The sequence below is a fragment of the Dyella psychrodurans genome (genome assembly GCF_003363265.1).
Taxonomy (GTDB): Bacteria; Pseudomonadota; Gammaproteobacteria; order Xanthomonadales; family Rhodanobacteraceae; genus Dyella_B; species Dyella_B psychrodurans.
The window spans coordinates 41,007-56,328 of the sequence record NZ_QRBF01000009.1 but is presented as its reverse complement, the minus strand read 5'-3'; the positions used below and the strand labels follow the sequence as shown (position 1 = coordinate 56,328).

The 15,322-nt window shown below is 63.8% G+C and carries 14 protein-coding genes; 10 read left to right on the top strand and 4 right to left on the bottom strand.

Annotated features, from left to right (window positions below; genetic code table 11):
* The first annotated feature begins 2 nt into the window (after window positions 1–2).
* From cysT to glnE, 4 genes are all read left to right on the top strand, one after another.
* On the top strand, window positions 3–827 hold the full coding sequence (gene cysT, locus DWU99_RS18900) for a sulfate ABC transporter permease subunit CysT (RefSeq protein ID WP_115479648.1): 825 nt from the start codon (window positions 3–5) through the stop codon (window positions 825–827).
* The gene (cysW, locus tag DWU99_RS18895) at window positions 809–1,684 is read left to right on the top strand and encodes a sulfate ABC transporter permease subunit CysW (RefSeq protein ID WP_115479647.1); all 876 of its coding nucleotides are present in this window, start codon (window positions 809–811) and stop codon (window positions 1,682–1,684) included. Before cysT ends, cysW begins: the two co-directional genes overlap by 19 nt.
* Window positions 1,685–1,697: 13 nt before the next feature.
* Window positions 1,698–2,843, top strand: coding sequence for a sulfate/molybdate ABC transporter ATP-binding protein (locus DWU99_RS18890; protein WP_115479646.1), 1,146 nt, complete (start codon window positions 1,698–1,700; stop codon window positions 2,841–2,843).
* Window positions 2,844–2,912: 69 nt separating this feature from the next.
* Entirely contained in the window at window positions 2,913–5,765 is a 2,853-nt protein-coding gene (glnE, locus tag DWU99_RS18885) for a bifunctional [glutamate--ammonia ligase]-adenylyl-L-tyrosine phosphorylase/[glutamate--ammonia-ligase] adenylyltransferase (RefSeq protein ID WP_115479645.1), read from the top strand.
* A gap of 134 nt (window positions 5,766–5,899) precedes the next feature.
* Here glnE and DWU99_RS18880 read toward each other — a convergent pair whose 3' ends face one another.
* Window positions 5,900–6,871 (bottom strand): mitochondrial fission ELM1 family protein, encoded by a 972-nt coding sequence (locus DWU99_RS18880; RefSeq protein ID WP_115479644.1) that lies wholly within the window; start codon window positions 6,869–6,871, stop codon window positions 5,900–5,902.
* A gap of 120 nt (window positions 6,872–6,991) precedes the next feature.
* Here DWU99_RS18880 and DWU99_RS18875 point away from each other — a divergent pair, with 120 nt between their 5' ends.
* The 6 genes from DWU99_RS18875 to DWU99_RS18850 all read left to right on the top strand — a co-directional run bounded on the left by DWU99_RS18875 (window position 6,992) and on the right by DWU99_RS18850 (window position 11,959).
* Window positions 6,992–7,585 carry a malonic semialdehyde reductase gene (locus tag DWU99_RS18875; protein ID WP_115479643.1) on the top strand — a complete coding sequence of 198 codons (594 nt, stop codon included), beginning with the start codon at window positions 6,992–6,994 and terminating at the stop codon, window positions 7,583–7,585.
* 141 nt (window positions 7,586–7,726) lie between these two features.
* A complete protein-coding gene (locus tag DWU99_RS18870) occupies window positions 7,727–8,320 on the top strand; it encodes a YceI family protein (RefSeq protein WP_115479642.1) in 594 nt (197 codons plus the stop codon).
* Window positions 8,321–8,464: 144 nt separating this feature from the next.
* Entirely contained in the window at window positions 8,465–8,671 is a 207-nt protein-coding gene (locus DWU99_RS18865; RefSeq protein WP_115479641.1) for a zinc-finger domain-containing protein, read from the top strand.
* Window positions 8,672–8,756: 85 nt separating this feature from the next.
* The gene (locus tag DWU99_RS18860) at window positions 8,757–9,881 is read left to right on the top strand and encodes a glycosyltransferase (protein ID WP_115479640.1); all 1,125 of its coding nucleotides are present in this window, start codon (window positions 8,757–8,759) and stop codon (window positions 9,879–9,881) included.
* 55 nt (window positions 9,882–9,936) lie between these two features.
* Window positions 9,937–11,205: an O-antigen ligase family protein gene (locus DWU99_RS18855; protein ID WP_115479639.1), complete on the top strand. Its 1,269-nt coding sequence runs from the start codon at window positions 9,937–9,939 to the stop codon at window positions 11,203–11,205.
* Window positions 11,195–11,959 carry a glycosyltransferase family 2 protein gene (locus tag DWU99_RS18850; protein ID WP_115479638.1) on the top strand — a complete coding sequence of 255 codons (765 nt, stop codon included), beginning with the start codon at window positions 11,195–11,197 and terminating at the stop codon, window positions 11,957–11,959. The genes DWU99_RS18855 and DWU99_RS18850 overlap by 11 nt, the downstream gene beginning before the upstream one ends.
* Window positions 11,960–12,355: 396 nt before the next feature.
* Here DWU99_RS18850 and DWU99_RS18845 read toward each other — a convergent pair whose 3' ends face one another.
* The 3 genes from DWU99_RS18845 to lpxL form a co-directional block, all read right to left on the bottom strand.
* Window positions 12,356–13,432 (bottom strand): glycosyltransferase family 4 protein, encoded by a 1,077-nt coding sequence (locus DWU99_RS18845; RefSeq protein WP_115479637.1) that lies wholly within the window; start codon window positions 13,430–13,432, stop codon window positions 12,356–12,358.
* A complete protein-coding gene (locus DWU99_RS18840) occupies window positions 13,429–14,187 on the bottom strand; it encodes a polysaccharide deacetylase family protein (RefSeq protein WP_233511216.1) in 759 nt (252 codons plus the stop codon). Before DWU99_RS18840 ends, DWU99_RS18845 begins: the two co-directional genes overlap by 4 nt.
* Window positions 14,188–14,346: 159 nt before the next feature.
* Window positions 14,347–15,282, bottom strand: coding sequence for an LpxL/LpxP family Kdo(2)-lipid IV(A) lauroyl/palmitoleoyl acyltransferase (gene lpxL / locus DWU99_RS18835; RefSeq protein ID WP_115479636.1), 936 nt, complete (start codon window positions 15,280–15,282; stop codon window positions 14,347–14,349).
* Window positions 15,283–15,322: the final 40 nt, after the last annotated feature.

Sequence of the window (15,322 nt, the reverse complement as noted above, 5' to 3'; positions counted from 1 at the left end):
CCGTGGCGCGCCAGGTACTGCCAGGATTTCGCCTCAGCACGGGCTACACGCTCGCCGTGCTTGGCGGCAGCGTGCTGCTGCCGCTGGCGGCCCTGTTGTGGACGGCGTGCGAGCTTGGGCCGGCCGGCTGGTGGGCACAAATCGCCACGCGGCGCGTGCTGGCCTCGCTGCGCCTGAGTTTCGGTGCGGCGATGTTGGCGGCAACCATCGACGTCGTGCTGGGGTTGCTGGTGGCCTGGGTGTTGGTGCGCTATCGCTTTGCTTTTCGCCGTCTGTGCGATGCCCTGGTGGACCTGCCGTTCGCCTTGCCCACGGCGGTGGCGGGCATCGCGTTGACGGCGCTCTATGCGCCGCATGGATGGCTGGGCAGTCGACTGGCACCGTTCGGCATCGATGTGGCCTATACGCGTCTTGGCGTGCTTCTCGCGATGGTGTTTGTCGGTCTTCCGTTTGTCGTGCGCACGCTGCAGCCGGTGCTGGAAAGCATGGAGAGCGATCTGGAGGAGGCGGCCTACACCTTGGGCGCGTCGCCATCACAGCGATTCTTTCGCGTGCTTCTGCCGCTGCTCGCGCCGACTTTGCTGACAGGTTATGCGCTTGCGCTGGCGCGTGCGATCGGCGAGTACGGATCGGTGGTCTTCATCTCGGGCAATCGCCTTTTCAAGACGGAGATTGCGCCGTACCTCATCGTGCAGAAGGTCGATTCGCAATACGACTACCGTGGCGCCGCGGCGTTGGGCGCGGTGATGCTCGCGGCATCCTTGCTGTTGCTGGTGGCGATGGCTTGGCTGCAGCGTTGGACGCGACGATGGGCGGTGACACGCTGATGGCTGCGATATCGGCCATCGTATCGATCGGTGTGCGACCGTCGTGGTCGGCCAGCGTGGTGCGCGTCGTGCTGGTGTCCGCTGCCCTGATGGTGTTGGCATGGTTGCTGGTCCTGCCGCTTGCCGCGATCTTCGCGGAAGCGTTCCGCCAGGGGTGGTCGTTTTATCTGGATGCGATAAGCCAGCCCGACAGCATGGCCGCCGTGCGTCTGACGCTGACCGTCGCGGCCATCGCGGTGCCGCTGAATCTGGTCTTCGGACTGGCGGCGGCGTGGGCGATGACGCATTTCACGTTTCCCGGCAAATCGCTGCTGGGAGCGCTGATCGACTTGCCGTTCTCCGTGTCGCCGGTGGTCGCGGGCATGATGCTGATCCTGGTTTACGGCAAGGACGGCTGGCTGGGTTCCTGGTTCGAAGCACACGATGTCCAGGTGATTTTCGCCTTGCCAGGTTTGGTGCTGGCAACCGTCTTCGTCACGCTGCCGTTCGTGGCGCGCGAGCTGATTCCGCTGATGCAGGCGCAAGGATCGGAGCAGGAGGAAGCCGCGCTCACGCTGGGTGCGAGCGGTTGGCGGATTTTCTTCCACGTGACGCTTCCGCGCGTGCGATGGGCGCTGCTTTATGGCGTGCTGTTGTGCAACGCGCGTGCGATGGGGGAATTCGGCGCCGTTTACGTGGTGTCGGGTCACTTGCCCGGTTTGACCAATACCTTGCCGCTGCAGGTGGATCAGCTCTATCAGGAAAATTTCTCCGCTGCGTTTGCGGTGGCTTCGCTCCTTGCCTTGTTGACGCTGCTTACGCTGGGGTTGAAGCGATTGCTGGAGTGGCGTCACGGCGAAGCGCGCAACGGACATTGAGGAACAAGGTCTCATGGGTATCGACATCTCCCATCTTCGTCGCCGGTTCGGTCAGTTCACCGCATTGGACGATGTCAGTCTTTCGATTGCCGATGGTGAATTCGTCGCGCTGCTGGGGCCTTCAGGGTCGGGCAAGACGAGCCTGCTGCGCATTCTCGCCGGGCTCGATCTGCCCGATGCGGGCAGCATCCTGCGCGATGGCGAAGATCTGCTTGCGCTCGATGCGCGTCGCCGTGGCGTAGGCCTGGTGTTCCAGCACTATGCCTTGTTTCCGCACATGACAGTGGCGCAGAACGTGGCCTTCGGTTTACGTGTTCGTCCGTGGCGCCTGCGGCCCCGTGCGTCGGCGATCAAGGCGAGCGTGGAGGAATTGCTTCGGCGGGTGGAGCTCGACCACTTGTCGACGCGTTATCCGGCACAGCTTTCAGGTGGGCAACGTCAGCGTGTCGCATTGGCGCGCGCGCTGGCCATCCAGCCGAGGCTGTTGCTGCTGGACGAACCGTTCGGTGCGCTGGATGCGCAGGTGCGCGTGACGCTTCGTCGCTGGTTGCGCGAGTTTCATCGATCGCTGGGCATCACCACGTTGTTCGTGACCCACGACCAGGACGAGGCGCTGGAGATGGCCGATCGCGTGGTCGTGATGAATCAGGGGCGCATCGAGCAGATCGGGACGCCGGAACAGATCTATCGCCATCCCGCCACGCCGTTTGCATCGCGCTTCATCGCGCGGGGACAGCCGATACCTGGCGAGGTGGAGCATGGAACCTTGCGTGTGCTCGATCGCGTGTGGGCCGTCGGCGGATTTGCGGAGGATCAGATCACGTCGATCACCGTGCATGTGCGGCCGGAAGACATCTTCCCGACACAAGCCCATCGCGAAGGCTTGGCTGCCCGTGTGCTGAATGTGCGGCATGTTGCCGGTACGGTGCGCGCCAGTCTGGCGATGGCAGGTCTGGAGGAGCCACTCGAGGCGGAGTGGAACGAACGCGAGTGGCATCGGCATCCGGTGGCCGTCGGTGATGTCATCGATGTGCATATTCAATCGCTGACGGTGTTCGGCAGCGATGCGGACGGGCGCGTGGTGGCGCGCAAGGAATTCCAGCCGCCGCACGGTGCGGCGCCTGTCACCCTTGGGCCGTGGCGGCGAGTGGAAGCGTGACGGTGCGGTAGCTGGGCCGATTCGGCGGGGTTTTATCAGCGAAGTGCGGGATGCGGTCATAATGTTCCCATGACTGTTGCATCCCCATCGCTCGAATCCCCCGCGCTGCGTGCCCTGATCGATGATCGTTACGCCCAGCTCGTCGCCCGTTGTCGTGCGGCGGGTGTGCCGTTGCACGACGATGCAGGCGTGGCGGAACGCATCCGCCGCACGCTGCTCGCCAGCGATTTTGCTTTCGAGACATGGCGCAGCCAGCCGCAGCTGCTGGCACCGCAGGGATTGGAGCGCCTGCGTTCGGGAAGCGACGCTTCCGCGCGCATCGATGCGCTCAAGCTCGATACCGACGAGGCGGCGTGCATGGGCACGCTCCGGCGTTTTCGCCATGCCGAGGCCCTGCGCCTGGTGTTTCGCGACGTCAATGGCCTGGACGAGTTGCCGGAAATCCTTTCCGCCACGAGCGTGCTTTATGAAGCATTGCTAGGCAGGGCGCTGGATTGGTCGGAGCGCGCGCTGGTCGAGCGTTACGGTCATGCGCGCAACAGCGACGGTGAGCTCCAGCGGCTGGTGGTGATCGGTTTCGGCAAGCTGGGCGGCAGCGAGCTCAATTTCTCCTCCGATATCGATCTCGTGCTGGCGTATCCGCATGGCGGCGAGAGCGACGGTACGCGCACGCTCGACAACAGCGAATATTTCGTGCGCCTGGGGCGTCAACTCGTACGCTTGCTCCACGAGCCAACCACCGATGGCATTTGCGCGCGCGTGGATCTGCGTTTGCGTCCTTTCGGCAATTCGGGTCGGCTGGCATTGCCTTTCAGCGCGATGGAACAGTATTACCAGCGCGAGGGTCGCGACTGGGAGCGCTATGCGTGGATCAAGGCGCGCACGGTGGCTGGCGATCGCAGCGAAGGCAAGCAATTGCAGGAGATGCTGAGGCCGTTCGTCTATCGCAAATACCTCGACTACACCGCGTTCGCGGGGTTGCGCGAGATGAAGGCGTTGATCGATGCGGAAGTGGCACGCAAGGATCTCGCCGACAATCTCAAGCTCGGTCCGGGTGGCATTCGCGAGATCGAATTCATCGTGCAGTTGGTGCAGCTGATTCGCGGCGGTCGCGAACCGAGCTTGCGTGTGCGCGGTCTGTTGCCGGCGCTGACTGCGTGTGAAGCACGCGGACATATCCCCGCGGCGCGCGCACGTGCCTTGCGCGACGCCTATGTGTTTCTGCGGCGCCTGGAAAACCGCGTGCAGATGCTGCGCGATGCGCAGACGCACGATTTGCCCGAGGATGCGCTGACGCGAGAACGCCTTGCGCTCGGCCTGGATTATCCGGCATGGGAACCCCTCGCCGAGGAACTGGCAAAACATCGCGAGATCGTGGCGACGGAATTCGCCGCCGTGCTGATGCCTGAAGGCGGTTCGCGGGCGAGCGTGCCGGCTGCCGATGCCGTGTTGTGGAAGCGCGCGTGCGACGAATCGCTCGATGCCAAGGCGATGGAAGCCTCCGGTTTTGTGCCGGGCAGCGAAGCGGCCGAGGCCTTGCTCAAGCTGCAGCAGGCGGCGCAGTTACGTGCGATGTCGGCGCGTGCGCGCGAACAGTTGGATCACGTCATGCCGCAGTTGCTGGCGGTCGCTCGCGACACCGCGGCGCCGGTGCCGTGTCTCCTGCGTTTGAGCCGCCTGGTGCAGGCTGTGGCGCGGCGACCTTCCTATCTGGCGCTGCTCGAAGAGCAGCCTGCGGCGCGAAAACGCCTGGCGCAGCTGTTTGCCGACAGCGCCTTTCTCGCCGAGCGGGTGATTGCGCACCCCTTGCTGCTCGATGATGTGCTCGATCCGCGCATCGATCAGCTGCCGCTCAAGCGTGCCGACATCAGCGCCGAAATCGCACACGTGCTGACCACGCTGGACGAGCGCGAAGCCGAAGTCGAGCTTGAACGCATCAACGAATTCAAGTCGAGCATTGCATTCCGGCTGGGATTGGCATTCAACGACGGTCGGGCCGATGCCGTGGCCACTGCGCGTCGCCTGGCCGCGTTGGCGGAATCGGTGGTAAACGCGGTGGCGGCGCTGGCCGAGCGCGAGGTGATCGCCCAGCATGGCCGGTTGCCCGGCGAAGGTTCGGGTTTTTCGATACTCGGCTACGGCAGCCTGGGCGGTGAAGAGCTGGGTTTCGCGTCGGATCTCGATCTGGTGTTCGTCTTCGACGGACAACGTGCGCAGGCGATGAGCGACGGGCCGCGGCCGCTGGAAGGTTCGCGCTGGTATCAGCGGCTGACGCAGCGCGTGATGAACTGGTTGACGGTGTTGACGCGCGCCGGCCGTCTCTACGAAGTGGACACGCGATTGCGGCCGGACGGATCCAAGGGATTGCTCGTGGGCAGCCTGGAAGCGTTCGTGGCCTACCAGGAGAGCCGTGCGTGGACCTGGGAGCATCAGGCGCTGTTGCGTGCCCGGTCGGTGGCGGGCGATGCGGCCTTGAACGCGGAGCTGGCGGAGGTTCGTCGTCGCACACTTTCCGTGCCGCGCGAGCGGCGTGCGGTACTGGTCGAAGTGAGCAAGATGCGCCAGCGGTGGCGTTCGGAACGCGACCGCTCGAGCGAGACGCAGATCGACCTCAAGCAGGGGCATGGCGCGCTGCTCGATATCGAATTTGCCTTGCAAGGGTTGGTGTTGGCGCATGCTTCGCAGTGGCCTGCGCTGCTTTCGGTGACGGCCAATGCCGGATTGATCGAAGCGTGTCGCGATGCCGGATTGCTCGACACCGCCCAGGCGAATTGTTTTACCCGTGCACATGCGGAGTTGCTGCGTCGCGCATTGCTATGCACGCTGGATTTGCGTTCGCGCATCGCAGCTCGCGATGCGGAGCTGGAGGCGTTGTGCAGCGATGTGAATGTGGTGACGCGTGCGCTTGGGTTTGATTTCTAGGCGCTGTCTATCAATGCGGAGTGACTCCCTCCCCTGCTTGCAGGGGAGGGGCGGGGTGGGGTCATGCAATCCTGCGTTGAGGCAAGATTGTTTGACCCCCTCCCAACCTCCCCCTACGAAGTAGGGGGAGGAGCTCAGGCAACAAGGATGCGCCGGCGCAACGCTTCGGCAATGGCCTCGGTTTCGCGCAGCGGCTGCTGATGCGGTGCGGTCTTGTCAGTGAGGTCGTGCAAAAGGCCCGCGTCGCGCAGGCTTTGATGGAATCGCGCAAGTTTGCCGGTCAGCGGTGCTGCCACCCAGGTCTGTACGGTGCAGCCGACCGCGCACGCTTCGCTGAGCATATTCACCGAATCTGGCGTCACGACGAGCCGATCGGACCAACCCAGCACACCGGGGTAAGGATTGCTGTCTTCATCAGGGTCGGGCCAGATCAAGCCGGGCAGGTCGCGCAGACGGGCGCGCATCACGTCCATGACGCTGGCCGGCGTGCGACGCGAGCCAAGCACCAGCAAACTTCCCCCATCGGCACGCTGGTGAGCAAGCAGCAGATCGCACAGCCGCTGTGCGTAAGGCTTGTCGATACGAATGCTCCCGCGAGGACCGCCCAGCAGTACGCCGATGCGCGGCCGGGGTAGAGCACCCAGGGTGGGGAACGCATCGCGACCGTCTTTCAGCCACGCATCGTCGATGGGGTTGAGCGATCCCAGGGGGTTCAGCACGTTCGTACCGGTTGTGCCGTCGTGGCGGGGGGCGATGACCGTGTCCCAGTGGGAGGGATCGATGCGCGGGTCGAGGATCTGCACGGTATGACAGTGCCCCTGTGCGCATCGGCGAAGCACGCGGGTAAGCAGTGCGGCGCCGCGGCCGCATCCGATGGCCACGGTGGGCCACGGCGGAGCAAAGACGGTGCGTTGCGAGGCAGGCAGGACGAGCCGCCCGCCAAGCGCGAGCCGCGGCGCCAGCCACGACCACGGCGCGCGCGGCGAGAGCACGAGATGGCGGACCGGCATGCCCAGCCGTTCAGCCAGTGCCAGCGCCTGGCGCTGATTGCCGGCGGCCTGGTCGGTGATGGCCCAGCATTCGCCCGGCAAGGCGGCCGTGATCATGGGATTGTCGCCCGCTGGTGCACAGTTCGTTTCGTCCCGTTTACTCGTGAGTGGCCAGGCTTGCCCTTACACTCTTGTCCGTTGCGCCATGACGGCGCGTCTATCATGCAGAGGATACCGATGAGCGAGAAGCTTGCCGAGGCAGCACTGGATCAGTTGTTCCGCACTGCCCGCACCTACAACGCTTTCCTGCCCAAGGAAGTGACCGACGAGAAGCTGCATGCGCTGTACGAATTGACGAAATTCGGTCCGACCAGCGCGAATTGCTCGCCGATGCGCGTGGTGTTCGTGAAATCGGCGGCGGCCAAGGAAAAGCTCAAGCCGTTCCTCTCCGAAGGCAATCGCGCCAAGACGATGGCCGCGCCGGTCACGGCGATCGTGGCCACCGACCATGAGTTCTACGAAAAGCTGCCGCAGCTGTTTCCGCATGCCGATGCGCGCAGCTGGTTCGTCGGCAATCAGGACCTGATCGACCGCACCGCGTTCCGCAACGGCACCCTGCAGGGTGGTTACCTCATCATGGCCGCGCGCTCGGTGGGGCTGGATTGCGGTCCGATGTCCGGCTTCGACAACGCCGGTGTGGACCAGGCGTTTTTTGCCGGTACGCCGATCAAGTCGAACTTCCTCATCAATATCGGTTACGGCGATGCCAGCCGTGACCTGTTCCCGCGCAGCCCGCGTCTGTCGTTCGACGAAGCGTGCCGCGTGGAGTGATCCGTGTCGTCTGTCCGCATGACCAGAACCCCTGGCACTTGTCTTGGCACCTGGTCGTCCGGAAGTTTTGCGGGCGGAAAGCCATCGCCCATCCGCAGCTGTTACCCCGATAACCCCTGATCCTCACGTTCGGAGAAATTTATGCGCACGTTCCGCTACGTCCTGTTGGCTGGCCTGCTGGGAGCCGCTCTGTCGGCCCAGGCCGCACCGGTGACCTACAAGCTCGACCCCGGCCATACCATGGTGCTGTTCAGCTGGAACCACTTCGGCTACTCCAACCCCGTCGCCGATATCGGCATCAGCGATGCCACGCTTGTGTTCGATGACCAGAATCCCGCCAATTCGTCGGTGGAAGTGACCATGCCCCTGAGCAAGCTGGACACCCACGTGCCGGCGTTGGACAAGCACCTGAAGGAGCCCGATTTCTTCAATGCCGACAAGTACCCGACGATCACCTTCAAGAGCACCAGCGTGAAGTCGCTGGGCGACAACAAGTACGAAGTGGTCGGCGACCTGAACGCGCACGGCGTCACCAAGCCGGTGACCCTGGACGTGACGCTCAACAAGGCCGGTGTTCATCCGATGCTCAAGGTGCAGGCGATCGGCTTCGACGCCAGCGGTACCCTCAAGCGCTCGGACTTCGGCATGGGCGCCTACGTGCCGATGGTCAGCGACGACATCAAGCTCACCATCACCACCGAAGGCGCGGTGCCTCACGCGGGTGGCGGCAAGTAAGTTTTTCGGTTTTCTCTGCAAGACCCTGGAGCCTGCGCCGTTCGGCGCAGGCTTTTTTATTCAGGGGACAGCTCGGGTTAGGCCATGTCAGCCACTGGCCTGCTAACATTCTCGATCCCACTGTCTCACCCGGAGCAACGTCCCATGTCGGGTTCCACTGCGGCGGTTACGCCGATCCTGGCGAATGCCCAAAATCGTTACGAAGTGACGCGTTCGGACCTTCCGTTGTCCTGTCCGATGCCCGGCATGGCGCTCTGGAACTCTCATCCCAAGGTTTATCTGCCCATCGTCGAAGACGGTGGCGAATCCATTTGCCCTTACTGCGGGGCACATTACGTCCTGCGTGACTGATCGCCTGCCGCCGCCCGGGTCTTTGGGCGCCTACCGGCACGATTGGTGCTTGCTTTGATGGATGAGAGTCGCAAATGAGGGAACCATGTCTGTTGCCGCCACGCCGGCCCGGGCACTGACCGTAGTGCAGCTGATCCCTGCGCTGCGCGCCGGCGGCGCGGAGCGTTCCGTGCTGGAGGCAGGGCAGGCACTGGTTCAGGCCGGCCACCGTTCGGTGGTGATCTCGGCGGGCGGTCGCATGACGGCCCAGCTCGAAGCCGAGGGCAGCGAGCACATCACGCTGGACATCGGTCGCAAGTCGCTGGGTACCCTGGCGCGTCTGGGTCGTTTGCGGCGCATCTTGCGCGAGCTAGGCCCGGACGTCGTTCACGTTCGATCGCGGCTGCCGGCCTGGATGGGCTGGTGGGCGCTCAAGGGCATGTCGCCCAAGCCCCACTTCGTCACCACGGTGCACGGTCTCAATTCGCCCGGCCGCTACAGCGCCATCATGCTGCGCGGCGAGCGCGTGGTGGTCGTGTCCCAGACGGTGCGCGACTACCTCATCAGCCACTATCGCAATCTGGACACCGCGCGCATCCGCATCATCCCGCGCGGCATCGATCCGGCGGCCTTTCCCTATGGTCACCGGCCCGACGAGGCCTGGCAGAAAGCCTTCTTTGCGCAGTACCCGAATCTGGCCGGGGCCCCGTTGCTCACGCTGCCCGGCCGCGGTACGCGCCTGAAGGGCCATCGCGACGCCATCGAACTGGTGGCGGAACTCAAGCAGCGTGGCATCGAAACGCGCCTGCTGCTGCTTGGCGTGATCGAGCCGGGACGCGAAGCGTACATCAGCGAGCTGGGAGATCTGATCAAAGCCCGCGGCATTGCCTCGCAGGTCGTGATGACGCAGCCACGCGAAGACGTGCGCGACATCTACGCCATGTCGGCGTTGATCCTGCAGCTGTCGAACAAACCCGAAGCATTTGGCCGGACGGTGGTGGAAGCGCTTTCGCTATGCCGCCCAGTACTCGGCTACGCACACGGCGGTGTCGGCGAACTGCTCGCCGAGCTCTATCCGGCCGGCCGTGTTCCACCCGGCGATCGCGAGCGTCTGGTCGAGCGAGCCGCCGAACTGCTGCGCGTGGCCCCGCCCATTTCGCCGCTGCACCGTTACCGCCTGATCGACATGCAGCACGCGGCGCTTGCGCTTTACGAGGAAGTGGCCGGCTGATCGGTAGGCGGCGACGACTCGCCTACAATGCAGGGATCGTCGCTCCGGATCCTGCATGAGTTCCTCTACGCTGGCCCAGAAAAATCGGATGATCTCTCCGCTGCTGCCGTTCTGGCTGGTGGTGGCCTTGCTGCCGTTCTGGCGCAGTGCGGAGTTCGGCACGTTCCTGTGCCTGGTCGGTGTGATCGTCGCATGGCGCCGCGAGGGCGGCGCACTGCTCAGGCATGCCGACGCGCGACTGCTGCTGGCATTGCTCGCTTGCTACATCGGTGCGGCACTGCTTTCGTCGTTCACGGCGATGGAACCCCGCAAAAGCTGGACGACGGTGCTGGCGCTGCTGCGCTACGTACCGCTGGGTCTGTATGCGTGCCATGCCATTCGCGGCGAGCGCGGCCTGCAAGGTTTCTACGTCGCCGTGGCAGTCGTGATCGCGTTCTGGACGCTTGATGCGTGGATGCAGATGCTTACCGGCTGGAGCTTGCGCGGGTATGCCGAGCCGCAGCGCATTTCGGGTCTGTTCGGCGCCGACGACCCCAAGCTGGGGCCGACCTTGTCGGTGCTTTCGCCGTTGGCCCTGTGGGTAGCACGCAAGCGTTGGGGCCTGCGGGGATTGATCGTCGCATTTTTGCTGCTGCTGGGGCCGGTGATGTTGAGCGGCTCGCGTGGCGCCTGGATCTGCTTTGGCGTGGTCGCGTTGCTCTTCGCATGGCGTGAGGCGGGGTCGCCTCTGCGATTCATGGCCGCCTGCGCGATCGGCGCCGTGATCCTCCTTGCCGCAGGTGGAATCGCGTGGAAGACCTCCACGCGATTCGACACCCGGATGCAACACACGCTCACCGCATTGGGCGGCAGCGAACAAGATATCAACGAAGCCATGACCGGCCGGCTCGATATCTGGCGCAACAGCCTGGCGATGATCGAGGCGCATCCGTTCACAGGTGTGGGCGTGCGCGATTTCCGCTACGCCTATCCGCATTACGCGCCGGCGAACGATCACTTCATGACGGCGGAAACCTGCGGCGAAGGCGAGGGTGCCTGCCATGCCCATCAGATCGTGCTGGAAATCCTAACCGAAACCGGCGGTATCGGATTGCTGCTATGGGTGACGGCTATCGTCGTGGCCTGGCGCGCGTGGCGTCGTGCGGATGTCGTGGATCGCGAGGGAGCGTTTCCGGTGACTGTTTGCCTGGTGGCGATGCTTTTTCCGCTCAATACGCACCTGGCGTTTTATTCGGCCTGGTGGGGTTTACTATTTGCGTGGTTGCTGGGCCTGTGGTGCGCGGCGCTGTACGCGCAGGCAAAGGAGCAGAGCCATGGCGCGTGAGCTGCTCTCGGTCGTACTGATCACCTACAACAACGCAGACACGCTCGATGCGTGCCTGCGCGAAGTGGATTGGGCGGACGAGATCGTGGTGCTCGATTCCGGCTCCACCGACAGCACTGTCGTGATCGCGCGCATGCATGGTGCGCGCGTGGAAGTGCATCCGTTCGACGATTACGGTCCTCAGAAACAGCGTGCGTACGACATGGCACGCAACGACTGGGTTCTGAATCTCGACGCCGACGAAATCCTCTCGCCCGGCACACGCGCCATCATCGAGCGCGCTTTGGATGATCCCAAACACGCGGGCTTCCGCCTGCCGCGCCGCGAACGCATGTTCTGGACCGAGCAGCATCGCTGGAGCCACCGCAACGGCCATCTTCGCCTGTTCAACCGCAGACGCGGCGGTATGAACGATGTGGAAGTGCACGCGGCCGTGGAAGTGCGTGGCCCGGTCAAGACGTTGTGGGGCGCGGACTTCGTCAACAATGGCGATGGCGACATCGCCACGCGCGTGGAAAAGATCAATCGCTACAGCAGCGGCATGGTCGCGCACAAGTTGCGCCGAGGGCAGCGCTTCACCGGCTTTCGCATGGTGATCTATCCACCGTTGTTTTTTGTCCGGCAATATCTGCTGAAGCGTTATTTCCTGAGCGGCTGGGCCGGTTTCATTGCCAGCGTACTTGGCGCGTTCTACGTCTTCCTGAAATACGCAAAGCTGCATGAAGCACGCAGGGCGAAGGATAAATCGCGATAGCCAAGCGACTTGCAGCGCCTGCTTTTTTGCTCTTAAAAAGTGCGCGCAACGCGCGCATCGGGTCCCCGTATGCGGTGAGTGAGCTGGGGACGATCAGGCCCGCAGGGGGATCGGCATGGATGCCGATCCCTTTTTGTCAGGGCAGGAGCCCTGTCGAAAAGCCCGGCCCCAGCTCACGCCTCGGAGGGCGTAGCCCGGAGAGCACCGCATCCGGGGTGCTCTTTCTTTTGGTTACTTTTCTTTGAGCACGCAAAGAAAAGTGACTCGGCCGTCGGCAGACGGTCGAAAGCCCGCGGCAGGCGAGCAATCTGGAGATAACGCTCAACCAAAAACCGAGGCCACTGGATCCCGGCCTTCGCCGGGATGACGGGAAGAAACGGAACCGCGAGGCGCGCGTTAACTGTCGCCCAAAATCCGCACAAATTCGTCCGCAATCACCCGCGTACTGAAATGCCGATCCACAAAATCGCGCGCCGCAACTCCCATCGGCTTGCGCACTTCCGTATCACACATGCGCAAAATCGCATTGCGCCAAGCCGCCACATTGCCCGGCGGCAGGAGCATCCCGGTCACGTTGGTCGAAAGCGTCTCAGGAATCCCACCGATATTGCTGCCAAGCACCGGCGCACCCGCCGCCTGCGCCTCCACCGAAACACGGCCGAAGGTCTCGGTCGCGATCGAAGGAAACGCGAGCATCGAGATGGCGCTGTAGTACGGATGCACATCGTCGATCCAGCCCAGCATGTGATGCCGATGCGCAAAGGAGCCGGCGTCGATGCGCTCGCCAAGCAACTGCGAGTCAGGACCGTGACCCAGCCACATGCAATGCAGTCGCGGCTCCTGCGCCATCACGCCCTCCGCCGCTTCGAGCAAGGTAAAGATGCCCTTGCTGTGGTGGATGCGGCCGAAATAGCCCAGCACGATCGCATCCTGCGGAATGCCGAGGTCGTGCAGAATCTCGCTGCGCTTTTGCGGATCGGGCTGGCACCACGCCATGTTCACCGGGTTGTACAGCACGCGCACGAGTTGCGGCGGAACGCCGCGTTCAAGATACGCCTGGCGCGCATGACTGGACACTGCAAAGAAGCGCTGCGCAAGACGCGGCACGAGATAGCCGGAAACGCGCCCCATCGCCGGCGTGCGATGACGGAACAACGCCACCGGAATGCCCAGCAAGCGACTGATCAGAATCAGCGGCCAGTATTCCTTGCCGAAATTGCCGACCAGCCAGTCGGGACGAAGATCGCGTGCCGCCTTGAAGGTGGCGAAGTAGCCGCGCAGATCGAACACGTTGCGAAACTTCGCGGTATACAGGCGCGCGCCCGACCTGGCCAGGCTGTTGGCGATCAACCCGTTCGGGTAGACGACCGCGCTGACTTGATGGCCCGCTTCGACCATGGCCTGGGCCAGGGCCACGAAGTGCGTGGCAGCCCCGGTATTTTCCGGGTTGGTGCCGACGAAAAGAAATTTCATGCGCGTTTGCTCTCGTAACGCTTGTTTTCGTAGTTGGTAAACGCACGCATGGCGAACTGCGGCAGCACATGGTGTCGCGCCACTTGCACGCGCGGAAGACGCCACAGGTCGGTGCCGATGATCGCGCGACCGCGGTGCGTGGTGGTGGCAGCCGCGTAACCGGCCGCGCGGGTGACTTCGGCGACATGATCATTCATGTCACCGTAGGGATAACAGAACTGTGTGACTGGCGCGCCCAGGTGGTCTTCCAGGTCGGCTTTGCTGCCAACGATCTCGTCTTGAAGTTGCGCGTCGCTGCACTGGGTCAGGTGCGGATGGCTGCGCGTGTGCGCGCCAACTTCCATGCCACCCTGATGCCAGGCGCGGAGTTGGGCGGCGGTCATCAGCGGTTTCTGTATGCCGAGTTTTTCCGCGTCCCAGTTGTTATAGCGGCCGATACTGCCGCTCACCACGTAGCAGGTCGCGGTGAAGCCGTAGCGCTGCAGTACCGGCAATGCGGATTCCAGGTTGTCGACGTAACCGTCGTCCAGCGTGACCACCGCGATGCGGCCTTTTCGCTCGCCGCGCAGATAAGGCATCGCATCGGACATCGACAAGCCCGTGTAACCCAGCCGCTTGAGCAGCCACATCTGGCGCGCGAACGCGCCGGGACTCACGTACAGGCTGCGCCAGCGGCGCAGGCCGCGCGGTGCCTGGGCGATGTTGTGGTACATGAAAATCGGACAGGCGCCGGCCTGTCCTGGTGTTGCGGTCATGCGGCGCTCCATATGGGCCACGTGCAAGAGCTTACGGCAAACGCTTGAGCCGGGCGGCAGGTCGACCGATAGGGCGGGTGGCGATGAGGCATGGGGGCGGTGTAGGGAAAAGCCAGCCAGCTTATGTACCGGGGGTGCCTGTCGCTGGCCTGTCAGGTTTCAGTAAATCGGTGGTTCGCCTTCCGGACGGGTCTTGAAGCGCTTGTGCACCCACAGATACTGCTCCGGTGCCTCGCGCACCATGTCCTCGATGCTCAGGTTGATGCGGGCGGTGTCGGCCTCGGCGTCCTTGCTCGGCATGTTCTCCAGCGGTGCTCCGAGCCGCAGCGCGTAGCCCTGGTTGCCGGGCAGACGGCGATGGAAGAACGGAATGACCGCCGAGTTGGACATCCGCGCGAGATGATGGGTGGCGTTGATGGTCGCCGCGATCACGCCGAAGAACGGCACGAAGGCGTTGTCCTTGCTGCGCATGTCCTGGTCGGGCGCGTACCAGAGCGTGCCGCCCTGGCGCAGGTATTTCACCGTGCCGCGGATGTCGTCCTTGTCGAACATCGCACGGGCGTAACCAAGGCGTGCGCGCAGCACGGACCATTCGAACACCGGGTTGTCCATGCGGCGATACATGCCCGCGATGCGGATGCGCTGCGATACGAGTCGTGCACAAAGTTCCAGGTGCGAGAAGTGACCGCCGACCAGCAGCACGCCGCGTCCTTCGCGATGCGCGGCTTCAAGGTGCTCAAGGCCTTCGAATTGCACGGGGATGCGCGCGATCGCGCGATCGGAACCCATCCAGCCGAGCGCGAACTCGATCAGCATCATGCCGATGTCGCGCAGGTGGGCATCCACCAGTCGCTTCTGCGCGGGCGCGTCCAGTTCCGGAAAGCACAACGCGACGTTGGTGGCGGCGACCTGACGCCGCGGCGAGGGGAAGCGCTCGATCATCGCGCCGAGGGTGCGTCCGATCGCCATCAGCACCTTCATGGGAAGCATGGCGATCAGTTTCATGATGCCCACGCCGATCCACGCCGGCCAGAGGCGTGGAGCAAGCAGGGAGCGGGTGAAGGCGGGATAAGGCGTGCCGGGCATCCGACGCATTGTAGCGGTCCGGCAGGGTCCCGGTCTGCTATGGGCAGTG